The organism is Pseudomonas deceptionensis (assembly GCF_900106095.1).
Lineage (GTDB): Bacteria > Pseudomonadota > Gammaproteobacteria > Pseudomonadales > Pseudomonadaceae > Aquipseudomonas > Aquipseudomonas deceptionensis.
Genome location: NZ_FNUD01000002.1, coordinates 1,200,706 through 1,223,902, shown reverse-complemented (window position 1 = coordinate 1,223,902; position 23,197 = coordinate 1,200,706). Strand labels below are relative to the sequence as shown.

27 protein-coding genes are annotated in these 23,197 nt (G+C 60.0%); 17 read left to right on the top strand and 10 right to left on the bottom strand.

The genetic code is table 11. The annotated features are described in order from the left end of the window. Positions 1–8 precede the first annotated feature (8 nt). Both BLW11_RS05490 and BLW11_RS05485 read left to right on the top strand, forming a co-directional pair. Complete coding sequence (locus BLW11_RS05490; protein WP_048361252.1) at positions 9–1,013, top strand: aspartate carbamoyltransferase catalytic subunit; 1,005 nt, start codon at positions 9–11, stop codon at positions 1,011–1,013. Then, on the top strand, positions 1,010–2,281 hold the full coding sequence (locus BLW11_RS05485; protein WP_048361253.1) for a dihydroorotase: 1,272 nt from the start codon (positions 1,010–1,012) through the stop codon (positions 2,279–2,281). The genes BLW11_RS05490 and BLW11_RS05485 overlap by 4 nt, the downstream gene beginning before the upstream one ends. A gap of 92 nt (positions 2,282–2,373) precedes the next feature. Here the strand turns inward: BLW11_RS05485 and BLW11_RS05480 are convergent, their stop codons facing one another. After that, on the bottom strand, positions 2,374–2,790 hold the full coding sequence (locus BLW11_RS05480) for an NINE protein (RefSeq protein ID WP_048361254.1): 417 nt from the start codon (positions 2,788–2,790) through the stop codon (positions 2,374–2,376). Between the two features lie 252 nt (positions 2,791–3,042). Here BLW11_RS05480 and BLW11_RS05470 point away from each other — a divergent pair, with 252 nt between their 5' ends. After that, positions 3,043–3,702, top strand: a complete 660-nt coding sequence (locus tag BLW11_RS05470) for a C40 family peptidase (RefSeq protein ID WP_048361255.1) — start codon at positions 3,043–3,045, stop codon at positions 3,700–3,702. A gap of 106 nt (positions 3,703–3,808) precedes the next feature. Here the strand turns inward: BLW11_RS05470 and BLW11_RS05465 are convergent, their stop codons facing one another. After that, positions 3,809–4,801 carry a type IV pilus twitching motility protein PilT gene (locus tag BLW11_RS05465; protein WP_048361256.1) on the bottom strand — a complete coding sequence of 331 codons (993 nt, stop codon included), beginning with the start codon at positions 4,799–4,801 and terminating at the stop codon, positions 3,809–3,811. 56 nt (positions 4,802–4,857) lie between these two features. Between BLW11_RS05465 and BLW11_RS05460 the strand changes: the two genes are divergently transcribed. The 10 genes from BLW11_RS05460 to BLW11_RS05415 all read left to right on the top strand — a co-directional run bounded on the left by BLW11_RS05460 (position 4,858) and on the right by BLW11_RS05415 (position 11,828). Further along, complete coding sequence (locus BLW11_RS05460) at positions 4,858–5,544, top strand: YggS family pyridoxal phosphate-dependent enzyme (protein WP_048361257.1); 687 nt, start codon at positions 4,858–4,860, stop codon at positions 5,542–5,544. Positions 5,545–5,577: 33 nt separating this feature from the next. Continuing rightward, positions 5,578–6,396, top strand: a complete 819-nt coding sequence (gene proC, locus BLW11_RS05455; RefSeq protein ID WP_048361258.1) for a pyrroline-5-carboxylate reductase — start codon at positions 5,578–5,580, stop codon at positions 6,394–6,396. A gap of 10 nt (positions 6,397–6,406) precedes the next feature. After that, positions 6,407–6,994 (top strand): YggT family protein, encoded by a 588-nt coding sequence (locus tag BLW11_RS05450; protein WP_048361259.1) that lies wholly within the window; start codon positions 6,407–6,409, stop codon positions 6,992–6,994. Next, positions 6,994–7,290, top strand: coding sequence for a DUF167 domain-containing protein (locus BLW11_RS05445; RefSeq protein WP_048361260.1), 297 nt, complete (start codon positions 6,994–6,996; stop codon positions 7,288–7,290). Before BLW11_RS05450 ends, BLW11_RS05445 begins: the two co-directional genes overlap by 1 nt. A 182-nt stretch (positions 7,291–7,472) precedes the next feature. Beyond that, a complete protein-coding gene (gene metX / locus BLW11_RS05440; RefSeq protein WP_048361261.1) occupies positions 7,473–8,612 on the top strand; it encodes a homoserine O-succinyltransferase MetX in 1,140 nt (379 codons plus the stop codon). 7 nt (positions 8,613–8,619) lie between these two features. Continuing rightward, positions 8,620–9,240 carry a methionine biosynthesis protein MetW gene (metW, locus tag BLW11_RS05435; protein WP_048361262.1) on the top strand — a complete coding sequence of 207 codons (621 nt, stop codon included), beginning with the start codon at positions 8,620–8,622 and terminating at the stop codon, positions 9,238–9,240. A 25-nt stretch (positions 9,241–9,265) separates the two neighbouring features. Then, positions 9,266–9,688, top strand: coding sequence for a DUF4426 domain-containing protein (locus BLW11_RS05430; RefSeq protein WP_241486160.1), 423 nt, complete (start codon positions 9,266–9,268; stop codon positions 9,686–9,688). Continuing rightward, positions 9,688–10,284, top strand: coding sequence for an RdgB/HAM1 family non-canonical purine NTP pyrophosphatase (gene rdgB, locus BLW11_RS05425; protein ID WP_048361263.1), 597 nt, complete (start codon positions 9,688–9,690; stop codon positions 10,282–10,284). Before BLW11_RS05430 ends, rdgB begins: the two co-directional genes overlap by 1 nt. Beyond that, positions 10,281–11,495, top strand: coding sequence for a radical SAM family heme chaperone HemW (hemW, locus tag BLW11_RS05420; RefSeq protein WP_048361264.1), 1,215 nt, complete (start codon positions 10,281–10,283; stop codon positions 11,493–11,495). Before rdgB ends, hemW begins: the two co-directional genes overlap by 4 nt. A gap of 9 nt (positions 11,496–11,504) precedes the next feature. After that, positions 11,505–11,828 (top strand): DUF3392 domain-containing protein, encoded by a 324-nt coding sequence (locus BLW11_RS05415; RefSeq protein ID WP_048361265.1) that lies wholly within the window; start codon positions 11,505–11,507, stop codon positions 11,826–11,828. 151 nt (positions 11,829–11,979) lie between these two features. Here the strand turns inward: BLW11_RS05415 and trmB are convergent, their stop codons facing one another. The 4 genes from trmB to BLW11_RS05395 form a co-directional block, all read right to left on the bottom strand. Further along, entirely contained in the window at positions 11,980–12,702 is a 723-nt protein-coding gene (gene trmB, locus BLW11_RS05410; RefSeq protein ID WP_048361266.1) for a tRNA (guanosine(46)-N7)-methyltransferase TrmB, read from the bottom strand. Between the two features lie 9 nt (positions 12,703–12,711). Beyond that, the gene (locus BLW11_RS05405; protein WP_048361267.1) at positions 12,712–13,506 is read right to left on the bottom strand and encodes a thiazole synthase; all 795 of its coding nucleotides are present in this window, start codon (positions 13,504–13,506) and stop codon (positions 12,712–12,714) included. Positions 13,507–13,562: 56 nt separating this feature from the next. Next, positions 13,563–13,763: a sulfur carrier protein ThiS gene (gene thiS, locus BLW11_RS05400; protein WP_016782550.1), complete on the bottom strand. Its 201-nt coding sequence runs from the start codon at positions 13,761–13,763 to the stop codon at positions 13,563–13,565. An 80-nt stretch (positions 13,764–13,843) separates the two neighbouring features. After that, positions 13,844–14,215 carry a DUF423 domain-containing protein gene (locus BLW11_RS05395; protein WP_048361268.1) on the bottom strand — a complete coding sequence of 124 codons (372 nt, stop codon included), beginning with the start codon at positions 14,213–14,215 and terminating at the stop codon, positions 13,844–13,846. 44 nt (positions 14,216–14,259) lie between these two features. On the opposite strand from BLW11_RS05395, the gene mtgA reads away from it, so the two are divergent. Beyond that, the gene (gene mtgA, locus BLW11_RS05390) at positions 14,260–15,015 is read left to right on the top strand and encodes a monofunctional biosynthetic peptidoglycan transglycosylase (protein ID WP_048361269.1); all 756 of its coding nucleotides are present in this window, start codon (positions 14,260–14,262) and stop codon (positions 15,013–15,015) included. A gap of 131 nt (positions 15,016–15,146) precedes the next feature. Here the strand turns inward: mtgA and rpoH are convergent, their stop codons facing one another. From rpoH to ftsY, 4 genes are all read right to left on the bottom strand, one after another. Further along, positions 15,147–16,001: an RNA polymerase sigma factor RpoH gene (gene rpoH, locus BLW11_RS05385; RefSeq protein WP_004419731.1), complete on the bottom strand. Its 855-nt coding sequence runs from the start codon at positions 15,999–16,001 to the stop codon at positions 15,147–15,149. A gap of 113 nt (positions 16,002–16,114) precedes the next feature. Further along, positions 16,115–17,137, bottom strand: a complete 1,023-nt coding sequence (ftsX, locus tag BLW11_RS05380) for a permease-like cell division protein FtsX (protein WP_048361270.1) — start codon at positions 17,135–17,137, stop codon at positions 16,115–16,117. Beyond that, positions 17,134–17,805 (bottom strand): cell division ATP-binding protein FtsE, encoded by a 672-nt coding sequence (ftsE, locus tag BLW11_RS05375; protein WP_004419735.1) that lies wholly within the window; start codon positions 17,803–17,805, stop codon positions 17,134–17,136. Before ftsE ends, ftsX begins: the two co-directional genes overlap by 4 nt. Next, entirely contained in the window at positions 17,802–19,289 is a 1,488-nt protein-coding gene (gene ftsY / locus BLW11_RS05370; RefSeq protein ID WP_048361271.1) for a signal recognition particle-docking protein FtsY, read from the bottom strand. The genes ftsE and ftsY overlap by 4 nt, the downstream gene beginning before the upstream one ends. 356 nt (positions 19,290–19,645) lie before the next feature. On the opposite strand from ftsY, the gene BLW11_RS05365 reads away from it, so the two are divergent. Genes BLW11_RS05365 through rsmD form a run of 3 tightly spaced genes read left to right on the top strand, consistent with a single transcriptional unit; the run spans position 19,646 to position 23,092 of the window. Next, the gene (locus BLW11_RS05365; protein ID WP_048361272.1) at positions 19,646–21,001 is read left to right on the top strand and encodes a M16 family metallopeptidase; all 1,356 of its coding nucleotides are present in this window, start codon (positions 19,646–19,648) and stop codon (positions 20,999–21,001) included. Next, positions 20,994–22,484, top strand: coding sequence for a M16 family metallopeptidase (locus BLW11_RS05360; RefSeq protein ID WP_048361273.1), 1,491 nt, complete (start codon positions 20,994–20,996; stop codon positions 22,482–22,484). Before BLW11_RS05365 ends, BLW11_RS05360 begins: the two co-directional genes overlap by 8 nt. Next, the gene (gene rsmD, locus BLW11_RS05355) at positions 22,484–23,092 is read left to right on the top strand and encodes a 16S rRNA (guanine(966)-N(2))-methyltransferase RsmD (protein ID WP_048361274.1); all 609 of its coding nucleotides are present in this window, start codon (positions 22,484–22,486) and stop codon (positions 23,090–23,092) included. The genes BLW11_RS05360 and rsmD overlap by 1 nt, the downstream gene beginning before the upstream one ends. Positions 23,093–23,197 lie beyond the last annotated feature (105 nt).

The window sequence follows — 23,197 nt, the reverse complement described above, 5'->3', positions numbered from 1 at the left end:
CCATTGCGATGACGCCTACAGACGCCAAGCGCCCGCTGCAGCTCAATGATCAGGGCCAGCTGCGCCACTTTCTGTCGCTCGACGGTTTGCGCCGTGAGCTGCTGACTGAAATCCTCGACACCGCAGACTCGTTCCTCGAAGTCGGCGCCCGGGCGGTGAAAAAAGTCCCGTTGCTGCGCGGCAAGACCGTGTGCAACGTGTTCTTTGAAAACTCCACCCGCACCCGCACCACCTTTGAGATGGCCGCCCAGCGCCTGTCTGCCGACGTGATCACGCTGAACGTGTCGACCTCGTCCGCGAGCAAGGGCGAAACTCTGCTCGACACCCTGCGCAACCTTGAAGCCATGGCCGCCGACATGTTCGTGGTACGCCACGGCGACTCCGGTGCCGCACACTTCATCGCCGAGCACGTGTGCCCGCAGGTCGCGATCATCAACGGTGGCGACGGCCGCCACGCTCACCCGACACAGGGCATGCTCGACATGCTGACCATCCGCCGGCACAAGGGCAGCTTTGAAAACCTGTCGGTGGCCATTGTCGGCGACATCCTGCACTCGCGGGTGGCGCGCTCGAACATGATCGCCCTCAAGACCCTCGGCTGCCCGGACATCCGTGTGATCGCGCCCAAAACCCTGCTGCCGATCGGCATCGAGCAATACGGCGTGAAGGTCTACACCGACATGACCGAAGGCCTGAAAGACGTCGACGTGGTCATCATGCTGCGCCTTCAGCGCGAGCGCATGTCGGGCGGCCTGCTGCCGAGCGAAGGCGAGTTCTACCGCCTGTTCGGCCTGACCACTGCCCGCCTGGCCGGCGCCAAACCCGATTGCATCGTGATGCACCCGGGCCCGATCAACCGAGGGGTCGAGATTGAATCGGCGGTAGCCGATGGTCCGCAATCGGTCATTCTCAACCAGGTCACCTACGGTATCGCCGTGCGCATGGCCGTGTTGTCCATGACCATGAGCGGGCAAACCGCCCAGCGCCAATTCGAACAGGAGAACGCCCAGTGAAGCTCAGCATTCTCGGCGCCCGCGTGATTGATCCGACCAGCCAACTGGATCAAGTGACAGACCTGCATCTGGAAGCCGGCAAGATCATTGCCATTGGCGCAGCGCCAGCCGGTTTCACCCCGACCCAGACCATCGAGGCCAAAGGCCTGGTGGCCGCTCCCGGGCTGGTTGACCTGAATGTCGCCCTGCGCGAGCCGGGTTACAGCCGCAAAGGCACCATTGCCAGCGAAACCCGCGCAGCTGCGGCCGGTGGCGTCACCAGCCTGTGTTGCCCGCCGCACACCAAGCCAGTCCTGGATACCTCGGCGGTCGCCGAGCTGATCCTTGACCGTGCCCGTGAAGCCGGCAACTGCAAAGTGTTCCCGATCGGGGCACTGAGCAAAGGCCTGGACGGCGAACAGCTGGCAGAACTGATTGCGCTGCGTGACGCCGGCTGCGTCGCCTTCGGCAACGGCCTCAACAGTTTCACCAACACCCGCACCCTGTGCCGGGCGCTGGAATACGCCGCAACGTTCGACCTGACGGTGATCTTCCACTCCCAGGACCGCGACCTGGCAGAAGGCGGCATTGCCCACGACGGCCCGATGGCGGCGTTCCGCGGTTTGCCGGGCATTCCTGAAACTGCCGAAACCGTGGCCCTGGCCCGCGACCTGCTGCTGGTTGAGCAAAGCGGCGTGCGTGCACACTTCAGCCAGCTGACCAGCGCCCGGGGTGTGGCCCTGATCGCCCAGGCCCAGGCTCGCGGCCTGAAAGTCACGGCCGATGTGGCCTTGTACCAGTTGATCCTCACGGATGAAGCACTGGTGGATTTCTCCAGCGTTTATCACGTGCAACCGCCGCTGCGCACCCGTGCCGATCGCGACGGTCTGCGCGAGGCAGTGAAATCGGGTGTGGTGCAAGCCATCTCCAGCCATCACCAGCCTCACGAACGCGACGCCAAACTGGCACCGTTCGCCGCGACCGAACCGGGCATGAGCAGTGTTGAACTGCTGCTGCCGTTGGCCATGACCCTGGTGGAAGACGGTTTGCTCGATTTGCCGACACTGCTTGCGCGTCTCAGCGCCGGCCCGGCTCAGGCCCTGCGCCTGCCTGCCGGCAAGCTGGCGGTGGGTGCGCCTGCGGACCTGGTCCTGTTTGATCCGGCGGCCTCGACCGTAGCCGGTGAAACCTGGCTTTCCAAAGGCGACAACTGCGCGTTCCTCGGCCATTGCCTGCCGAGTGCCGTGCGTTACACGCTGGTGGATGGCCGGATCAGTTTCGAAGGCTAACGCGGTACAAACAACCTGTCGTCATGGGAGCGAGCCTGCTCGCGAAGATCATTCGCAAGCAGGCTCGTTCCCACAGGGGCAGGGCTTGTGAGTTAACGACGCTCGGCGTTCTTGATCGAGATCTGCTCGTTCAAGGTCCAGAAGTCATAAAGGATACCGATCAGGAACAAACCACCGGTAAACAGGTAAATGATCCCCGTGATCCATTTGCCCATGTACATGCGGTGTACGCCGAACAACCCCAGAAACGTCAGTAGAATCCAGGCCACGCTGTAGTCGGTGTCACCTGAGGTGAAACGCAGGTCGGCTTCACGATCCATGCTCGGGATCAGGAACAGGTCGATCAACCAGCCAATACCCAGCAAGCCCAGGGTGAAAAACCAGATCGTCCCGGTTACCGGCTTGCCGTAATAGAAGCGGTGCGCCCCCAGAAAACCAAAAATCCACAGCAAATAGCCCAGCACTTTGCTGTGAGTATCGCGCTGTACATCATCTCGATAGCCGCTCATGAATGCCCTCTTTGCTGTTGATAGAAAAATATTGTGGTTTTTTTTGTGACTTTTTTACTGTCGCGCAACAGGTAAAAGTGTCTTACAAGAATTGGCGCAAAGCCTTGTAGTACCTGACCTGCACCGTTGCCATGTGACAATTTGCCACCACGTTTGCGGAATTTGACCCCATAGTCCAACCGACAAATGGCCTGAGAAAGGACAAAAAAGCTGTTATAAAGTTTCGCGTTTATAACCATTGAGCCCTGCCGAATGCGTCCTATATTCAAGACATGGCTAACCATTTGCCTATTATTGCCACTGGCCGCCCACGCCACCAATCGTGAGCAACATCTTCCTACAGGCTTCACTGGCTACACCGCAAAATCATCTGCGAACGCCACCGTTGTAGCCTCTAACAGCAAGACCACGAGCAAAACCGTAGCACGTCCTGCGTCCAGTAAAGCCCACCGCAAAGCCCCCGGCAAAATTGCGACCGCTTCACTGGCCGCCGCCAACAAGCAGAGCAGCACGGTTTTGAGCCGCGCTGTAAACGTGTTGGGTACCCCTTATCGTTGGGGCGGCAGCAGCCCAAGTAAAGGGTTTGACTGCAGCGGGCTGGTCAAATATGCCTTTAACGACGTGTCGGCAGTCGATTTGCCTCGCACCTCCAGCGAAATGGCCAGCGGTCATGGGCAAAAGATCGAACGCAAGGATCTGAAACCAGGCGACTTGCTGTTTTTCAACATCAAGAGCCGCAAGGTCAACCATGTCGCCATCTACCTGGGCAACGACCGGTTTATCCATGCTCCGCGTCGGGGCAAGTCGGTAACCATCGACACCCTGAACAAGCCTTACTGGCAGAGCCACTACGTGGTCGCCAAGCGTGTACTCCCTAAAGAGAAAACACCGCTGCAGGTTGTGCAACGCTAAAGCATCACACCTGATCTGTGGGAGCGGGCCTGCCCGCGAAGGCAGGCCGCGAGGCAGTTCTGGCACACCGAAGCGCTGCTTTCGCCAGCAGGCTGGCTCCCACGGCTTAGTGTGTCAGCCCCCGCTCCCTCAGCCTGTTCAGGCTCATCTCCAGCGTCTGCATGCCAACCGCCCCGCCGGTCTGGATCGCAGAAACCATCTGCGACACCTTGTTTTCCCGAATCAGATTCCGAATCGCAGGCGTAACCCGCATGATTTCGTGCGCCGCAATCCGTCCCCCGCCAACTTTCTTGACCAGCGTCTGGCAAATCACCGCCTGCAGTGACTCCGACAGCATGGCGCGCACCATCGCCTTCTCTTCAGCCGGGAAAACATCCACCACCCGGTCAATGGTCTTGGCCGCCGAAGGCGTGTGCAGCGTGGCAAACACCAGGTGCCCGGTTTCTGCGGCCGTCAGCGCCAGCCGGATGGAGTCCAGATCGCGCATCTCGCCCAGCATGATCACGTCCGGGTCTTCGCGCATGGCCGAACGCAACGCCGCAGCAAAACTGCAAGTGTCGCGATGCACCTCGCGCTGGTTGATCAGGCATTGGCGCGACTCGTGGATAAACTCAATCGGGTCCTCAATAGTGAGGATGTGCTGCTGGCGGGTGCTGTTGAGGTGATCAATCATTGCCGCCAGGGTCGTGGTCTTGCCCGAGCCGGTCGCCCCCGTGACCAATACCAGCCCGTGCGGCATATGGCAGAGCTGGCTGAACACTTCGCCCAGGCCCAGCGATTCAAGGCTCGGTACCCCCTGCGCAATGCTGCGAAAAACAGCCCCCGCACCGCGTTGCTGTTCGAAGGCGTTCACCCGGAAGCGACCCAAACCGGGCACCGCGTATGAAAAATCCGCCTCGTGATGCGACTCAAACGCCAGGCGCTGGGTGTCACTCATCACGCTGTGGATAAGTTCACACACCTCACCGGGCGCCAACTCGGGCAGCCCGCTGCGCCGTACTTCACCATCAATGCGCAGCATGGGCTCCACACCCGCCGACAGGTGCAAGTCCGAAGCCCCGTGATTGACGCCAAACGCCAACAGGTCGGTGATATCCATCCCCCCTCCCAATTCCAGTAGAATGCCGCAGACTTTCACAACGGCGGGCTTAACGAATGTCCACGATAGCTGACAACATTGCTGAAGTTGAGGCGCGTATCCGTGCCGCAGCACTGGCTGTGCAACGTGATGTGACGAGCATCCACCTGCTCGCGGTCAGCAAGACCAAACCTGCCGCCGCGCTGCGTGAAGCCTATGCCGCAGGGGTTCGCGACTTTGGCGAAAACTACCTGCAGGAAGCCCGCGCCAAACAGCTTGAATTAGCCGACCTGCCCTTGAGTTGGCACTTCATCGGCCCCATTCAATCGAACAAGACGCGCGACATCGCCGAGCATTTTGCTTGGGTGCATTCCGTGGACCGGCTCAAAATTGCCCAGCGTTTGTCAGAACAACGCCCGGCAGAACTGCCGCCGCTCAACATCTGCATTCAAGTCAATGTCAGTGGTGAGGCCAGTAAATCGGGCTGCACCCCGGCAGACTTGCCTGCTCTGGCAAACGCTATCAGTGCGTTGCCACGCCTGAAGTTGCGCGGCTTGATGGCAATACCGGAACCAACCGAAGACCGCGCCGAACAAGACGCCGCTTTCGCGACCGTTCGCCAATTGCAAGAAAGCCTGAACCTGGGGCTCGACACGCTTTCCATGGGCATGAGCCACGACCTGGAATCGGCCATTGCCCAAGGTGCCACTTGGGTGCGTATTGGTACTGCACTCTTCGGCGCCCGCGACTACGGCCAGGCCTGAGAAGACCGACCTCATTTTTTATAAGGATCTGTTATGAGCAAGACGCGTATTGCCTTTATCGGAGCCGGCAACATGGCTACCAGCCTGATCGGCGGCCTGTTGGCCAAAGGTCTGGACGCTGCACAGATCCGCGCCAGCGATCCGGGCGCCGAAACTCGGGCCAAAGTGGCAGCCGAGCATGGCATCGAACTGTTTGCCGACAACGCACAGGCCATTCAGGGCGCCGATGTGATTGTGATAGCGGTCAAGCCACAGGCCATGAAAGCCGTGTGCCAAGCCCTGCGCCCGCATCTGTTGCCGCATCAACTGCTGGTGTCGATTGCCGCAGGCATCACTTGCGCCAGCCTGCTCAACTGGCTGGGCAGCCAACCGCTGGTGCGCTGCATGCCCAATACCCCGGCACTGCTGGGCAAGGGCGTGAGCGGCCTGTACGCCACCGCCGACGTGAGCACCGAGCAACGCCAACTGGCCGAGCAACTGTTGAGCGCCGTGGGCATTGTGGTGTGGGTTGAGACTGAAGCGCAGATCGATGCCGTGACCGCTGTGTCTGGCAGTGGCCCGGCGTATTTCTTCCTGCTGATCGAGGCGATGACCGACGCCGGCGTCAAACTCGGCCTGCCCCGCGAAGTCGCCAAGCAGCTTGCCGAGCAGACAGCTCTGGGCGCAGCGCACATGGCCGTGAGCAGCGATGTGGACGCCGCCGAACTGCGTCGCCGCGTGACCTCGCCAGCCGGGACCACCGAAGCCGCGATCAAATCATTCCAGGCCGATGGTTTTGCAACCATGGTCGAAAAAGCATTGAGTGCCGCCGCGCACCGCTCGGCCGAAATGGCCGAACAACTGGGTCAATAAGGAGCACATGATGTCCGGACTTAATGGCGCTGCCATTTTTGTAATTCAAACCCTGGGTAGCCTCTACCTGCTGATCGTCCTGCTGCGGTTCATCCTGCAACTGGTACGTGCCAACTTCTACAACCCGCTGTGCCAGTTCACGGTCAAGGCCACGCAGCCGCTGCTCAAGCCTTTGCGCCGAGTGATCCCGAGCGTGTTCGGCCTGGACATGTCTTCGCTGGTGCTGGCCATCGTCGTGCAGATGGTGATCTTCGCCGTCGTGCTGACACTCAGCTACATGTCGTTCAACGTGCTGGGCCTGCTGGCCTGGGCGATCATCGGCGTGACCGCGCTGTTCTTGAAGGTGTTCTTCTTCGCCCTGATCATCAGCGTGATCCTGTCGTGGGTTGCACCTGGCAGCACCAGCCCGGGCGCTGAACTGGTCAACCAGATCACTGAACCTGCGCTGGCACCCTTCCGCCGCTTTCTGCCAAGCATGGGCGGCCTGGATATCTCGCCGATCCTGGCATTCATGTTGATCCAGCTCATCCAGAGCTTCGTGATCCCGCCATTGGCCATGTACGTCGGCATGCCGGTCGTGTTGTTCGGCCTGATCTGATGAGCTACTACCGTTGGGACGGCGAGGACCTGATTCTCGACTGTCACCTGCAACCCAAGGCCAGCAGCGATGAGTTTGCCGGCCTGCACGGTGACCGCCTGAAAATCCGTCTCACCGCCCCACCGGTAGAAGGCAAGGCCAATGCCCACCTGATGGCTTTTCTGGCCAAGGCATTCGGCATCTCGAAAAGCCAGGTAAGCCTGATCAGCGGCGAACTCAACCGACAGAAACGGGTGCGGTTGCACGCCCCGAAAAAACTGCCGGATTTGCCGGGGCTGGCTGACTCAAAACCCTGACGCTGTAGCCGCTGCCGAAGGCTGCGACGGGTTGCGAAGCGACCCCGTTGTTATCAAGCATGACAAAGGTCCTGTGGACCTTATCGCAGCCTTCGGCAGCGGCTACAGGGTTTTGCACCATTGCTTGCTGCTGCGCCCCCCGCTCATTAGACTTACGCCTCATTTAAATGAGAGCAGGGTCGATGCCAGCTGCCTTTCCCCCCGATTCCGTTGGTCTGGTTGTGCCGCAAACTGCGCACTTCAACGAGCCCCTGGCTTTAGCCTGCGGCCGCTCACTACCTGCCTATGACCTGATTTACGAAACCTACGGCCAGCTCAATGCCACGGGCAGCAATGCCGTGCTGATCTGTCACGCGCTGTCCGGCCACCATCACGCGGCGGGCTTTCACAGCGTCGATGAGCGCAAGCCCGGCTGGTGGGACAGCTGCATCGGCCCTGGCAAGCCGATTGATACCAACAAGTTCTTTGTCGTCAGCCTGAACAACCTGGGCGGCTGCAACGGCTCTACCGGCCCAAGCAGCATCAACCCCGAAACCGGTCGCCCGTTTGGCGCCGAGTTCCCGGTACTGACCGTCGAAGACTGGGTCCACAGCCAGGCACGTCTGGCTGACCGGTTGGGTATCAACCAATGGGCGGCTGTGATCGGTGGCAGCCTGGGCGGCATGCAGGCATTGCAGTGGAGCATCAGCTACCCGGATCGCCTGCGCCACTGCCTGGCCATTGCCTCGGCGCCCAAGTTGTCTGCGCAAAATATTGCATTCAACGAAGTCGCCCGCCAGGCCATCCTCACCGACCCCGAGTTCCACGGCGGTTCGTTCCAGGAAAAAGGCGTGATCCCCAAACGCGGCCTGATGCTGGCGCGCATGGTGGGGCACATCACTTACCTGTCCGATGACTCGATGGGTGAGAAGTTCGGCCGGGGCCTGAAAAACGAAAACCTCAACTACGACTTCCACAGCGTCGAGTTTCAGGTCGAGAGCTACCTGCGCTATCAGGGCGAGGAGTTTTCCGGGCGTTTCGATGCCAATACTTACCTGCTGATGACCAAGGCGCTGGATTACTTCGACCCTGCGGCCAATTTCGACGACGACCTGGCCAAAACCTTTGCCGGGGCCAAGGCGCGCTTTTGCGTGATGTCGTTCACCACCGACTGGCGCTTCTCACCAGCCCGCTCGCGGGAACTGGTGGATGCACTGATGGCCGCGAAAAAAGACGTGTGCTACCTGGAGATCGACGCTCCGCAAGGCCATGACGCCTTCCTGATCCCGATCCCCCGCTACCTGCAAGCCTTCAGCAATTACATGAACCGCATAGAACTGTGAGAACGCCATGAGAGCCGACCTGGAAATCATCCAAGACTGGATCCCCGCCGGCAGCCGCGTGCTCGACCTCGGTTGTGGTGATGGCGAACTGCTGAGCTGGCTGCGCGACAACAAGCAAGTCACCGGCTACGGCCTGGAGAACGACCCGGACAACATCGCCGAGTGCGTCGCCAAAGGCATCAACGTTATCGAGCAAGACTTGGACAAGGGGCTGGGCAACTTCGCCAGCAACAGTTTCGACATCGTGGTCATGACCCAGGCGCTGCAAGCCGTGCATTACCCCGACCGGATCCTCGACGAAATGCTGCGCGTGGGTCGCCAGTGCATCATCACCTTCCCCAACTTCGGCCACTGGCGCTGCCGCTGGTACCTGGCCAGCAAGGGGCGGATGCCGGTATCCGACTTTTTGCCCTACACCTGGTACAACACGCCGAACATCCACTTCTGCACCTTCGAAGACTTCGAGGCGCTGTGTCGCGAGCGTGAAGCACGCGTGATCAACCGCCTTGCCGTAGATCAACAACACCGACACGGGTGGGCGAGCAAAATATGGCCTAACCTGTTGGGCGAGATTGGCATTTATCGTGTCAGCAGCCCTGGCCTTCAGGATCATCAGGTCGCGGTTTAAATCAGCGAGTTCAAGGAGAAAGACAATGATGGGTCGTATTGGATTACTACTGCTTTCGATGTGCTTTGGCATGCAGGCAATGGCAGCCGGAGCACTGGTCGTCGGCCAGACAAAAGTGAATTACAACGCCTACATGTCGGACTTCCTGTCCCCCGCCATTGCCCAGAAATACAAGCTGGAACGCAGCAAGCAGCTCGGCGGGCTGAACATCAACCTGGACACGGCCGGCAAAAAAGTCGCCAGCACGATCAAAGGTACTGTGCGCGCAGAGGGCGAGAAAAAAGCCACTCCCCTGACCTTCAAGCAAGTGATCGATGACAGCGGCGCGATCGATTATTTCGCCCAGTTCCCGGTCAATAAGCCTCAAACCTTTGTTTTTGACATCGAACTCAAGATCAACGGCGAAACTTCAGACTTAAAATTCTCTCAACTGGTCGCTCCGCTCTAATGATGAACTTCACGCAATTGGTACTGGCTAGCCATAACGCCGGCAAACTCAAAGAACTTCAGGCCATGCTCGGCGAGTCGGTGCAATTGCGCTCGATTGGAGAATTCAGCAGCGTCGAACCGGATGAAACCGGCTTGTCGTTTGTTGAAAACGCGATTCTTAAAGCCCGCAACGCGGCGCGTATCTCGGGGCTGCCAGCACTGGCTGACGACTCGGGGCTGGCCGTGGACTTTCTCGGCGGCGCGCCGGGTATCTACTCGGCGCGTTATGCCGACGGCAAGGGTGACGCGGCGAACAACGCCAAGCTGCTCGACGCCCTCAAGGACGTGCCCGAAGCCGAGCGCGGCGCGCAGTTCGTGTGCGTGCTGGCGTTGGTGCGCCACGCCGATGATCCGCTGCCAATCATTTGTGAGGGCCTGTGGCACGGCCGCATCCTGCCTGCCGCCAGTGGCGAGCACGGTTTTGGTTACGACCCTCTGTTCTGGGTGCCCGAGCGCAACTGCTCAAGCGCCGAACTGAGCCCCACCGAAAAGAACCAGCTGAGCCATCGCGCCCGCGCCATGGTCTTGCTGCGTCAGCGTTTGGGCCTGAAATGACCCACGACACACCTCCCCAGCCGCTCTTTCTCAGTGAGGCTGGCTTTACCCAGCAGGCGCCGCGCGCGCCACTGACGCAACTGCCGCCGCTGTCGCTGTACATCCATATTCCGTGGTGCGTGCGCAAATGCCCGTATTGCGACTTCAACTCCCATACCGCCAGCCCCGTGCTGCCTGAAGACGAATACGTCGACGCGCTGCTGGCCGACCTCGATCAAGACCTGCACGCCGTGTATGGCCGCGAACTGAGCTCGATCTTCTTCGGCGGCGGTACCCCGAGCCTGTTCAGCGCCCAGGCGCTGGGCCGTCTGCTCAAAGGGGTTGAAGCCCGCATCCCGTTCGCCGGCGACATCGAAATAACCCTCGAAGCCAACCCCGGTACGTTCGAGCAGGAAAAGTTCGTGGCCTACCGCAAGCTGGGGATCAATCGCCTGTCGATTGGTATCCAGAGCTTCCAGGAGCAAAAGCTCAAGGCCCTGGGCCGCATCCACAACGGTGACGAAGCCGTGCGTGCGGCCGGCATGGCCCGCCAGGCGGGCTTTGACAACTTCAACCTGGACTTGATGCACGGTTTGCCCGATCAGTCGCTGGACGACGCCCTGAGCGACCTGCGCCAGGCTATTGCCCTCAATCCGACGCACCTGTCGTGGTATCAGCTGACCCTGGAGCCCAACACGGTGTTCTGGAACCAGCCACCGACCCTGCCCGAAGACGACACGCTGTGGGACATCCAGGAAGCCGGCCAGGCGCTGCTCGCCGAACACGGTTACGCCCAGTACGAAGTATCGGCTTATGCCCAGCCCGGTCGCCCGGCGCGGCACAACCTCAACTACTGGAGCTTTGGCGACTTTATCGGTATCGGCGCCGGTGCCCACGGCAAACTGAGCCATCCCGATGGCCGTATCCAGCGCACCTGGAAAACTCGCCTACCAAAGGACTACCTCAATCCAGCCAAAAACTTTCAGGCAGGCGAGAAAACCCTTACAGCCGAAGAGCTACCCTTTGAGTTTCTAATGAACGCCTTGCGCCTGACCGATGGCGTCGACTCGGCGCTTTACCCCCAGCGCACAGGACTGGCGCTTGATAGCCTGAAAACAGGACGCGAAGCAGCCGAACAAAGTGGCTTATTGCAGGTCGAACCGTCACGTCTGGCGGCAACTGCCCGAGGCCAGCTGTTTCTCAACGACTTGCTGCAGCACTTTTTGACTTAAGGAACTCGAATGGACTTGGTACTTGACCTGCTTGCCACCGTATCGCGCTGGAGCCGCAGCCACCTCTCGGAGATCGCTCTGGCCCTGATTGGCTGCTTGCTGGTGCTGTTTGGTGCCGACTTCAAGGGCTGGGTCGAACAACGCCTGGGCAGTGTTGCGGGCGCCTTGCGCGTGCCGCTGATGGCTTTGCTCTGCCTGATCGGCAGCGGTGCAGCCCTGATCTACGCCACGCCGTGGGTCGAACGCGGACTGGGCCAGTTCAACAACTACAGCCTGGCGCCGGTATTGTTGGTGGTGCTGGTGTTGATCGGGGTAGTTGCGGATCGGCGCTGAAAACTATCTGTAGCCGCTGCCACAGGCTGCGATAAGGGCCGAAGGACCTTCCTGCGACGCGCGACCGCTTCGCGCTCGATCGCAGCCTTCGGCAGCGGCTACAGGTTTGACCGGCCCCAAAGCGGGGTGAGGCCGGTATCAGAAAAAACGATTAATCCAGTTTTTCGAACTTCAAATCCCACACGCCATGCCCAAGACGTTCGCCGCGGCGTTCGAACTTGGTCACCGGGCGCTCAGGCGGACGTGGGACGCACAGGCCGTCTTCGGCCAGGTTACGATAGCCCGGCGCAACGTTCATCACTTCCAGCATGTATTCAGCGTACGGTTCCCAGTCGGTAGCCATGTGCAGCACGCCGCCGACCTTGAGCTTGGAGCGCACCAGTTCAGCGAAGGACGCTTGCACGATCCGGCGCTTGTGGTGACGGCTCTTGTGCCAAGGGTCCGGGAAGAACAACAGCAGACGGTCAAGGCTGTTGTCGGCCACGCAGCGGGTCAGGACTTCGATCGCATCGCAATCGTAAACCCGCAGGTTGGTCAGGCCCTGGGTCAGTACGCCATTGAGCAGCGCGCCAACACCCGGGCGGTGAACCTCTACACCAATGAAGTCCTGCTCAGGCGAAGAAGCCGCCATTTCCAGCAGGGAGTGGCCCATGCCAAAGCCGATTTCCAGAGTGCGCGGCGCCGAGCGACCGAACACCTGATCGAAATCGACCGGCGCGTCAGCCAGCGGCAGTACGTACAGCGGCGTGCCTTGATCGAGGCCACGTTGCTGGCCTTCGGTCATGCGCCCGGCGCGCATCACAAAACTCTTGATGCGACGGTGTTGGCGATCTTCGCCTTCTTCCGGGATTGGGGTGTCTAGTGATTCAGTCATCAGTGGCTCTTACTTGATCAGACCATCCAGCGGCGAAGAGGCGCTGGCATAGAGTTTTTTCGGCATGCGCCCGGCCAGATACGCCAGACGGCCCGCCACAATGGCGTGCTTCATGGCTTCGGCCATGATGATCGGGTGCTGGGCGTTGGCGATGGCCGAGTTCATCAGCACCGCCTCACAGCCCATTTCCATGGCGATAGTCGCGTCGGAGGCAGTACCCACACCCGCATCGACCAGCACCGGGATTTTTGCTTCTTCCAGGATGATCCGCAGGTTGTAGGGATTGCAGATCCCCAAACCGGTGCCAATCAGGCCGGCCAGCGGCATCACGGCAATACAGCCCATCGCTTCAAGCTCGCGGGCAATGATCGGATCATCACTGGTGTAAACCATCACGTCGAAACCGTCCTTGACCAGAATCTCGGCGGCCTTGAGGGTTTCGATAACGTTGGGGAACAGGGTTTTCTGGTCGGCCAGTACTTCGAGCTTGACCAACTTGTGCCCATCAAGCAGTTCGCGGGCCAGGCGACAGGTGCGCACGGCTTCTACCGCGTCATAGCAACCGGCAGTGTTGGGCAGGATCGTGTAGCGATCCGGCGGCAACACGTCGAGCAGGTTCGGCTCGCCCGGGTTCTGCCCGATGTTGGTGCGACGCACAGCAACGGTGACGATTTCAGCACCCGAGGCCTCGATGGCCAGGCGGGTTTCTTCAAGGTCACGGTACTTGCCGGTGCCTACCAGCAGACGCGACTGGTAAGTACGGCCGGCCAGGATAAAAGGCTTGTCGCTGCGAACGTTGCTCATCGGGAGTCCTCTTTAATTGTGTGCACTGTGGGGCGAGCATGAAGCGGGGGCAAAACCTAGCCGCCACCGATGGCGTGCACTACTTCTACCTGATCGCCTGCTTTGAGTACCGTCTCGGCGTGCTGGCTGCGCGGGACAATGTCCAGGTTCAGCTCGACCGCAACCCTGCGGCCGGTCAGCTCCTGACGTGCCAGCAGGTCCGCAACGGTCTCACCGTCCGGTAGTTCAAAAGATTCACCGTTCAACTGAATGAGCATGCGCGACGCTGCCTTCATTTTAAGGGGCCAGCATTCTAGCCCGATCAGTCAGGTCGACCCAAGCCATTCATCTTGTGGGCTCAGCTCAGGCGCCAGGCGGCCAGCCCCAAACACAGCCAGCCCGCCAGAAATGCCAGCCCGCCGAAGGGCGTAATGATCCCCAGCTTGCTCACGCCGGTCATGGTCAGCAGGTACAGGCTGCCGGAAAACAGCACGATGCCCAGGGCGAAACAGATACCGGCCCAGGTCACGAGACGGCCGGGCAGATGGGTGGCAAGCAGGGCCACACCGAACAGGGCCAGGGTGTGCACCAATTGGTAGGTTACGCCGGTGTGGAAAATGGCCAGGTATTGCTCAGTCAAACGACCTTTCAGGCCATGGGCCGCAAAAGCCCCCAGAGCAACGCCGGTGAAGCCGAAGAACGCGGCCAGCATCAAAAAAGTGCGCAACATGGGTAACTCCAGTCAGGATCATCGAAGGGCGCAGGGTCTGTATAATGGCCCGCTCAACGGGTTCGGCCAAGCCATCTATGCTGCGTTTTCTTGTACACCGCTTTCTTAAAGCCCTGCTCTGGTTCGCAGTGGGCAGCGCATTGCTGGTACTGGTTTTTCGCTGGGTACCGCCACCCGGCACCGCGTTGATGGTCGAACGCAAGATCGAGTCGTGGTTCGATGGCGAGCCCATCGACCTGCAACGCAGCTGGCGGCCCTGGGATGAAATTTCCAACGAGCTGAAAGTTGCGGTCATTGCCGGCGAAGACCAGAAATTCCCTGAGCACTGGGGCTTTGACTTCAGTGCCATTCGGGCCGCTCTGGTACACAACGGGGAAGGCGGGACGTTGCGCGGCGCCAGCACCCTGAGCCAGCAAGTCTCGAAAAACCTGTTCCTGTGGTCAGGCCGCAGCTGGTTGCGCAAGGGGCTGGAAGCCTGGTTCACCGGGCTGATCGAAGTGCTCTGGCCCAAGCAGCGGATTCTTGAGGTGTACCTCAACAGCGCGGAATGGGATGACGGCGTGTTCGGCGCCGAGGCAGCGGCACAGCATCACTTTGGTGTGAGTGCCAAAAACCTTTCGCGTCAGCAGGCCAGTTATCTGGCGGCGGTGCTGCCCAGCCCGCTGAACTGGAGCGCCGGCCACCCCAGCACCTACGTGAGCCGCCGCGCCGGCTGGATCCGCCAACAAATGCGCCAGTTGGGCGGGGACAGCTACCTCGATAATCTGAATAACTCGCGCAAGGCCCCTTGGGCGTTGTGACGGGGAAGGTCAAAAGCCCCTCACCCTGCCTCCCTCTTCCTTGGAGAGGGCTGGGGTGACAGTGCTTTTAGTACCCACACACAAAAACGCCCCGACTCTTGCGAGCCGGGGCGTTTTTTTATCGGGCCGGATTAGGCGGCAATCGACAGTTTGAGCTTGTTCATCGCGCTTTTTTCCAGCTGACGAATTCGCTCTGCAGACACGTTGTACTTCTGTGCCAGGTCATGCAGCGTGGCTTTCTCTTCAGCCAGCCAGCGCTGATACAGAATGTCACGGCTGCGGTCGTCCAGCACTTCCAGCGCTTCATGCAGGTTGCTGGTGGAGTTATCGGTCCAGTCAGCATCTTCCAGTTGGCGCGCCGGGTCGTACCGGTGGTCTTCCAGGTAGTTGGCTGGCGACTGGAACGCACTGTCGTCGTCAGCTTCGGCCGCCGGGTCGAACGCCATGTCATGGCCGGTCAGGCGGCTTTCCATCTCGCGGACTTCACGAGGCTCTACGCCGAGGCTTTCAGCCACACGATGAACTTCATCGTTGTTCAGCCAGGCCAGACGTTTTTTCTGGCTGCGCAGGTTGAAGAACAGTTTGCGCTGAGCCTTGGTGGTCGCGACTTTCACGATCCGCCAGTTACGCAGGATGAACTCATGGATCTCTGCCTTGATCCAGTGCACAGCGAACGACACCAGACGAACGCCCATCTCAGGGTTAAAGCGTTTGACCGCCTTCATCAGGCCGACATTGCCTTCCTGGATCAGGTCTGCCTGAGCCAGGCCGTAACCCGAATAGCTACGGGCAATGTGTACAACAAAACGCAGGTGGGCGAGCACCATCTGCCGAGCCGCCCCCAAATCCTGCTCATAGTAGAGACTCTCGGCCAGTTCACGCTCCTGCTCCGGTGTCAGCAATGGAATGCTGTTCACCGTATTTACATAGGCCTCAAGGTTCGCACCAGGGACCAACGCATACGCAGGTTGCAAAGAAGTGGTCATACGAATAAACCTCCGTCTCACATAACTCGTGCAGTTCAGCACTGCGAAAGTTGACCGGAAACCTGGAAAAAAGTTCCCAAAAAAAGCTGAAAAGGTCAACAGGTGTAAAGAAACTACTTAGGCGAAAGCTCACGTAAGTGACGCGCTACTGCAATCCATGCACCGATATACCCTAACAACACCGCGCCAAGCAAGAGAGACAGACCATCGGCTACTGGCACACCTGCCAAGGCAAAATTGCTGCCATACAACCCGGCCAGTCCTACTACCGCGTCGTTGAGCCAGTCCAGGCCGAATGCCAAAACGCCCCAGGACAATACACCCGCACCAAAACCATACAGCGCGCCCATATACAGAAACGGCCTGCGCACATAGCTGTCAGTACCACCGACGAGCTTGATGACTTCGATTTCGATGCGACGGTTTTCGATATGCAAACGAATCGTATTACCGATAACCAGCAGCAAAGCCGATACCAGCAATACCGTCAAGCCAAACACAAAACGATCACCCAATTTCAGGATGGCCGCCAAGCGCTCGACCCAGACTAGATCAAGTTGCGCCTGTTGCACCTTCGGCAGCTCCGAAAGGCGCTCGCGAAGGGCTTCAAGGGTGGCTTTATCGACCTCGTCAGGGGTCACCAGCACTACGCCCGGCAACGGGTTATCGGGCAGTTCTTTAAGCGCTTCGCCCAGCCCTGATTGCTGCTGGAACTCCTCGAGGGCTTTTTCGCGGCTGATAAATTCAGCGTCAGCCACCCCCGCCATACCTTTTATCTGATCGCTGAGTTTTTCACCTTGTTCGCTGCTGGCATCTATCTGCAAGTACAGCGAAATCTGCGCCGCACGCTGCCACGAACCACCCAGGCGCTCAACGTTGTTGAGCAACAACGACAAGCCCATGGGCAAGCTCAAAGCAACCGCCATCACCAGGCAGGTGAAAAAACTGCCGATTGGCTGTTTGCCCAAACGTCGCAGGCTGTCGAGCAGGCTGGCACGGTGGGACTCAACCCAGGCGTTGAACAGCATCCCGAACCCGGGACCGTCGTCATCGTCGTGTTTTTTCTTCGGTGGCTGCGGGTCGGCAGCCTTGGGTGCTACGCGTTCGGAAACCTTGGAACTGCGGGTTGCACTCATTGCGCAGCCTCCCCGTCACCGATCAATCGCCCGCGCTGCAAGGTGAGCATGCGGTGGCGCATACGCGCGATCAGCGCCAGGTCATGGCTGGCAATCAGCACACTGGTACCCAAACGGTTGATGTCTTCGAATACGCCCATGATTTCCGCCGCCAGACGCGGGTCGAGGTTACCGGTAGGTTCATCGGCCAGCAGCAAGGCCGGGCGATGGACGATGGCCCGGGCAATGCCGACGCGCTGTTGCTGGCCGGTGGACAAGTCCCCGGGGTACAGGTCGGTTTTGTCCGACAGCGCTACGCGCTCCAGTGCCGAGTCGACACGCTTGGCGATTTCCGGCTTGGACAACCCGAGAATTTGCAGCGGCAGGGCGACGTTGTTGAATACCGTGCGATCAAACAGCAACTGGTGGTTCTGAAACACCACGCCGATCTGACGACGCAAGAAAGGAATCTGCGCGTTGCTGATCTGACCCAGGTCCTGCCCCGCCAGCAGCAATTTGCCAGTGGTTGGGCGCTCCATCGCCAGCAACAGGCGCAGCAAGGTACTTTTGCCTGCGCCGGAGTGGCCGGTTACAAAGAGGAACTCGCCGCGGCGGACCCGAAAGCTCAGCTCGTGCAGGCCCACGTGTCCATTTGGATAGCGCTTACCGACCTGCTCGAAACGAATCATGGACGCTCCCGCTCCGCAAACAGAGCCTGGACAAAGGGTTCGGACTCAAAATCACGCAAATCATCGATACCTTCACCCACCCCGATAAAACGAATCGGGATGTTGAATTGCTTGGCCAGGGCGAAAATCACCCCACCTTTCGCCGTGCCATCAAGCTTGGTCAGCGCCAGGCCTGTAACCTCAACGGTCTGATTGAATTGCTTGGTCTGGTTGATAGCGTTCTGCCCGGTACCGGCATCCAGTACCAGCAGCACTTCGTGCGGGGCATCTTCGTCGAGCTTGCCCATCACACGGCGAACTTTTTTCAGTTCTTCCATCAGGTTGTCTTTGGTGTGCAGACGCCCGGCAGTATCGGCGATCAACACATCGATGCCGCGGGCCTTGGCCGCCTGTACGGCGTCGAAAATCACCGAAGCCGAGTCCGCGCCCGTGTGCTGGGCAATGACCGGGATATTGTTGCGCTCGCCCCACACCTGCAACTGCTCGACAGCAGCAGCGCGGAAGGTATCACCGGCCGCCAGCATGACTTTCTTGCCTTCAAGCTGAAGCTTTTTCGCCAGTTTGCCGATGGTAGTGGTTTTACCTGCACCGTTGACGCCGACCACCAGGATCACGAACGGCTTGCTCTGGGGCTGGATTTTCAGCGGCTGCTCAACGGGCTTGAGCATGGCGGCCAGCTCGGCCTGCAACGACTTGTACAACGCATCGGCATCGGTCAGTTGCTTGCGGGCAACCTTCTGCGTCAGGTTCTTGATGATCACCGACGTTGCTTCAACGCCCACATCGGCAGTCAGCAAGCGGGTTTCGATCTCTTCGAGCAGATCGTCATCGATGGTCTTTTTGCCCAGGAACAGGCTGGCCATGCCTTCGCCGATGCTGGCGCTGGTCTTGGACAGGCCCTGTTTGAGGCGGGCGAAGAAGCCGGTTTTTGGCTCTGGCGTGACAGCCTGCACTGCAACCGGAGCTTCAATGACGGGCTGCGGCGCTGCTACCGGAGCAGGCACCACCACCGGAACTACGACCGGCTCTGGCTCTGGCTCTGGCTCTGGCTCTGGCTCTGGCTCTGGCTCAACGATGGTTTCAACCACCTCGGGCACGTCAACCACAGGTTCAGGGGCGATCACCGGCTCAGGAACAAAGACCTCAGGCGCAGGGATCGGCGGCACGACGTGCGGTGCCTGCACGTCGGCAACCAATGCTACCGGCTCTTCGGGAACAGGCAGCGGCGGCCATGGCGCCGGCTCAGGGGCGACAGTCGGCTCAATGGCCGGCTCAACCGCTGGCGTAGCCTCCACCACAACCACTTCCGGCGTTGCCTCGACCACCACAGGAGCGGCCTCAATCAACGGCTCAGGGGTGATTTCAGGGGCAGGCGCGGGCTGTTCCACGACGGGTTCCTGCGGCTTTCTGCGCAGCCATCCGAACAGGCCTTTTTTCTCGCCAGCCGCAGCTGGGCTCTTCTTGTCGTCGTTGGAACCAAACATGGAGGACGGCTATCTCATCGTAGCGACGCGCCACTGTGGCGCCCCGGCAAATAATATTCGGTGTGATACAGACTGTTCTTTTGCCAGCTTGTTCGCACGCAACTTGCTCGCGAGGGTAAAGCACACCTCGGAAATTTCGTCTTAACTCGGGTCTGGAACGGGAAAATCGGCAAAAAAACGAAATTTACCGGGATAAATCCAAACTTCCAAACGGGCTCCTATACTGCCCGATCAAACGTCGTCTGATCGTCAAAGGCCTGATAGGCGTGGCCGCCAGTAAAACGGATCAGTATCCTAGCACCTCCTCACCCGCAGACGCTAAGGCCAAGCGGGCAGCCCAACAGGTTTAAAAACGAATGATTGTTCTAGCCCGACGCGCTGCTGGCCTGTTGCTCAGCACAGTTTTGCTCCCGCTTTCGGCCCTGGCGGCCGAACCGCAGCCTACCCACGAGTTCAGTCTGGACAATGGCCTTAAAGTCATCGTGCGCGAAGACCACCGCGCGCCCGTGGTGGTGTCCCAGGTCTGGTACAAGGTCGGCTCAAGTTACGAGACCCCGGGCAAGACCGGCCTGTCCCACGCCCTTGAGCACATGATGTTCAAAGGCAGCAACAAGGTCGGTCCCGGTGAAGCCTCGTTAATCCTGCGCGACCTCGGCGCCCAGGAGAACGCCTTTACCAGCGATGACTACACCGCTTATTACCAGGTGCTGGCCCGCGACCGTCTGGGTGTGGCCTTCGAACTTGAAGCCGACCGCATGGCCAGCCTGCGGCTGCCACCGGAAGAGTTCAAACGCGAGATCGAGGTCATTAAAGAGGAGCGCCGTCTGCGCACCGATGACCAGCCCATGAGCAAGGCCTACGAACTGTTCAGTGCCATGGCTTTCCCGTCCAGCGGCTACCACACGCCGACCATCGGCTGGATGGTCGACCTGGAGCGCATGAGCGTTGGCGAACTGCGTGACTGGTACGAAGAGTGGTATGCCCCCAACAACGCCACATTGGTGGTGGTGGGCGACGTCACGCCGGACGAAGTCAAAGCCCTGGCCCAACGCTACTTTGGCACCGTTCCAAAACGCGCAGTTCCCATTGCCAAGGTCCCGCTGGAGCTGGCCACTCCGGGCGAACGCCTGCTCAAGATCCACGTACAGACCCAACTGCCAAGCCTGATGCTGGGCTTTAACGTACCGAGCATCGCCACGGCCAAAGACCCGATCACCGCCAATGCCCTGCGCCTGATCTCGGCCCTGCTGGACGGCGGCTACAGCGCCCGCATGTCGACGCAACTGGAGCGCGGCGAAGAGCTGGTGTCCGGCGCATCGTCCAGCTACAACGCCTTCACCCGTGGCGACAGCCTGTTCATGCTCTCGGCGATGCCCAACAGCCAGAAAAAAGTCACCCTGGCCCAGGCCGAGGCAGGCTTGTGGCGATTGCTCGATGACCTGAAAAAAACCCCTCCTGCGGCTGAAGAGCTGGAGCGCGTCCGCGCCCAAGTGATTGCCAGCCTGGTTTACGAGCGCGACTCGATTACCAGCCAGGCCACCTCGATTGGCCAGCTTGAAACCGTCGGTCTGTCCTGGAAGCTGATGGACACCGAACTGCAAGACCTGCAAAAAGTCACCCCGGCCGATATCCAGAAGGCTGCCCGCACCTATTTCACTCGCGACCGTCTCAGCGTTGCGCATGTACTGCCCGAGGAGAAAACCAATGAGTGAGCGTAAAGGTCCCCGCTACGCCCTGCTCGGGCTGACCGCTGCCGTACTGGCTGGCGTACTCGGCTACTACTTCATCAGCCCTGACCGTTCCATTGCCAGTCAGGCACTGGATCAGGCCAAGACTGAGCACAAACTCGAATCCCTGGCCGAACTCGACGGCAAGGCGCCCAGCCACCGTGCACTGAACGTGCAGACCTGGAAAACCGCCGAAGGCTCCAAGGTACTGTTCGTCGAAGCCCGGCAACTGCCGATGTTCGACCTGCGCCTGACCTTCGCCGCCGGCAGCAGCCAGGACGACAACACCCCAGGGCTGGCCCTGTTGACCAACGCCATGCTTAACGAAGGCGTGGCCGGCAAGGATGTCGGCGCCATCGCCGAGGGTTTTGAAGGCCTGGGTGCAGACTTCGGCAACGGCGCCTATCGCGACATGGCCGTTGTGTCGCTTCGCAGCCTGAGCGACGCAGACAAACGCACCCCGGCGCTCAACCTGTTTGCCGAGGTGGTGGGCAAGCCAACGTTCCCGGCCGACTCACTGGCGCGAATCAAGAACCAGTTGCTCGCAAGCTTTGAGTTCCAGAAGCAAAACCCTGGCAAGCTGGCCAGCGATGAGCTGTTCAAGCGCCTGTACGGCAACCACCCGTATGCCCACGCCAGTGATGGCAATGCCCAAAGCATCGCCTCGATCACCATCGACCAGCTCAAAGCCTTCCACAACAAGACCTACACCGCCGGCAACGCAGTGATCGCGATCGTTGGCGACCTGTCGCGCGCGGAAGCCGAAGCCATTGCGGCCCAAGTCTCGGCCGCACTGCCTAAAGGCCAGGCGGTGGCCAAGACAGTACAACCGGTCGAGCCCAAAGCGGGCGCAACCCATATCGAGTTCCCGTCCAAACAGACCCACTTGCTGCTCTCTCAGCTGGGTATCGACCGTGACGACCCCGACTATGCAGCGCTGGCGCTGGGCAACAGCATCCTGGGTGGCGGCGGTTTCGGTACACGCCTGATGACGGAGGTGCGTGAAAAGCGCGGCCTGACCTACGGCGTTTATTCCGGCTTTAGCCCGATGCAGGCCCGCGGCCCGTTTATGATCAACCTGCAAACCCGTGCCGAATTGAGCGAAGGTACGCTCAAACTGGTGCAAGACATTCTGGCCGACTACCTGAAAAATGGTCCGACGCAAAAAGAACTCGACGATGCCAAGCGTGAATTGGCGGGCAGCTTCCCGCTGTCCACTGCCAGCAACGCGGCCATCGTCGGCCAACTGGGCGCAATGGGCTTCTATGATTTGCCTTTGGACTATCTGGAAACCTTCATGCAGCAGTCCCAAAACCTGACCACCGAGCAGGTAAAGGACGCCATGAACAAGCACCTGAGCGCCGACAAAATGGTCGTAGTGACCGCCGGCCCAACCGTGCCGCAAAAACCACTGCCACCTCCTACCGACAAACCTTCAGAGCAACCTCTTGGGGTTCCGGAGCATTAATGGCAAAGCCAAAAAACACATCGCACTCAGGTGCGGGTCAGTTACGCATCATTGGCGGGGAATGGCGCAGCCGCAAGCTGGACTTCCCTCATGTAGAGGGCCTGCGCCCAACGCCCGATCGCGTGCGTGAAACCCTGTTCAACTGGCTGGCCCCGGATATCATCGGTGCCAAGGTACTGGACGTGTTCGCCGGCAGCGGCGCACTGTTCCTCGAAGCCTTGTCCCGCGGTGCAGCCAAGGGCGTGGCACTGGACAGCAACCGCGAGGCGATTTCCAACATTCGCGAAAACATGGGCATCTTGCGTTGCACCGTCGGCGAAGTGCAGCAGACCGACGCCCTGCGTTACCTGGACGGCACCCCGAGCGACACTTTTGACGTCGTCTTCCTCGACCCGCCCTTCAACAAGGACCTGCTCAAGCCGGCTTGCGACTTGCTGGAACAACGCGGCTGGCTGACGGACGATGCATGGGTCTACACCGAAAGCGAGAACCGCCCTTCGGAACTGGGCCTGCCCGCCAACTGGCGCTTGCACCGCGAGCAAAAAGCCGGAGGCGTGAATTACGCACTCTGGCAGCGCGAAGCGGTTCAGGCCCCCAGCGCCGAGTAATCTGTAATCCCAGTGGGAGCTGGCCTGCCAGCTCCCGCTTCACCCGCCCCCTCCTCCGTTTCAACTCTCCCTATCTCTCTACCGCGATGTCATTATGTGGCAATT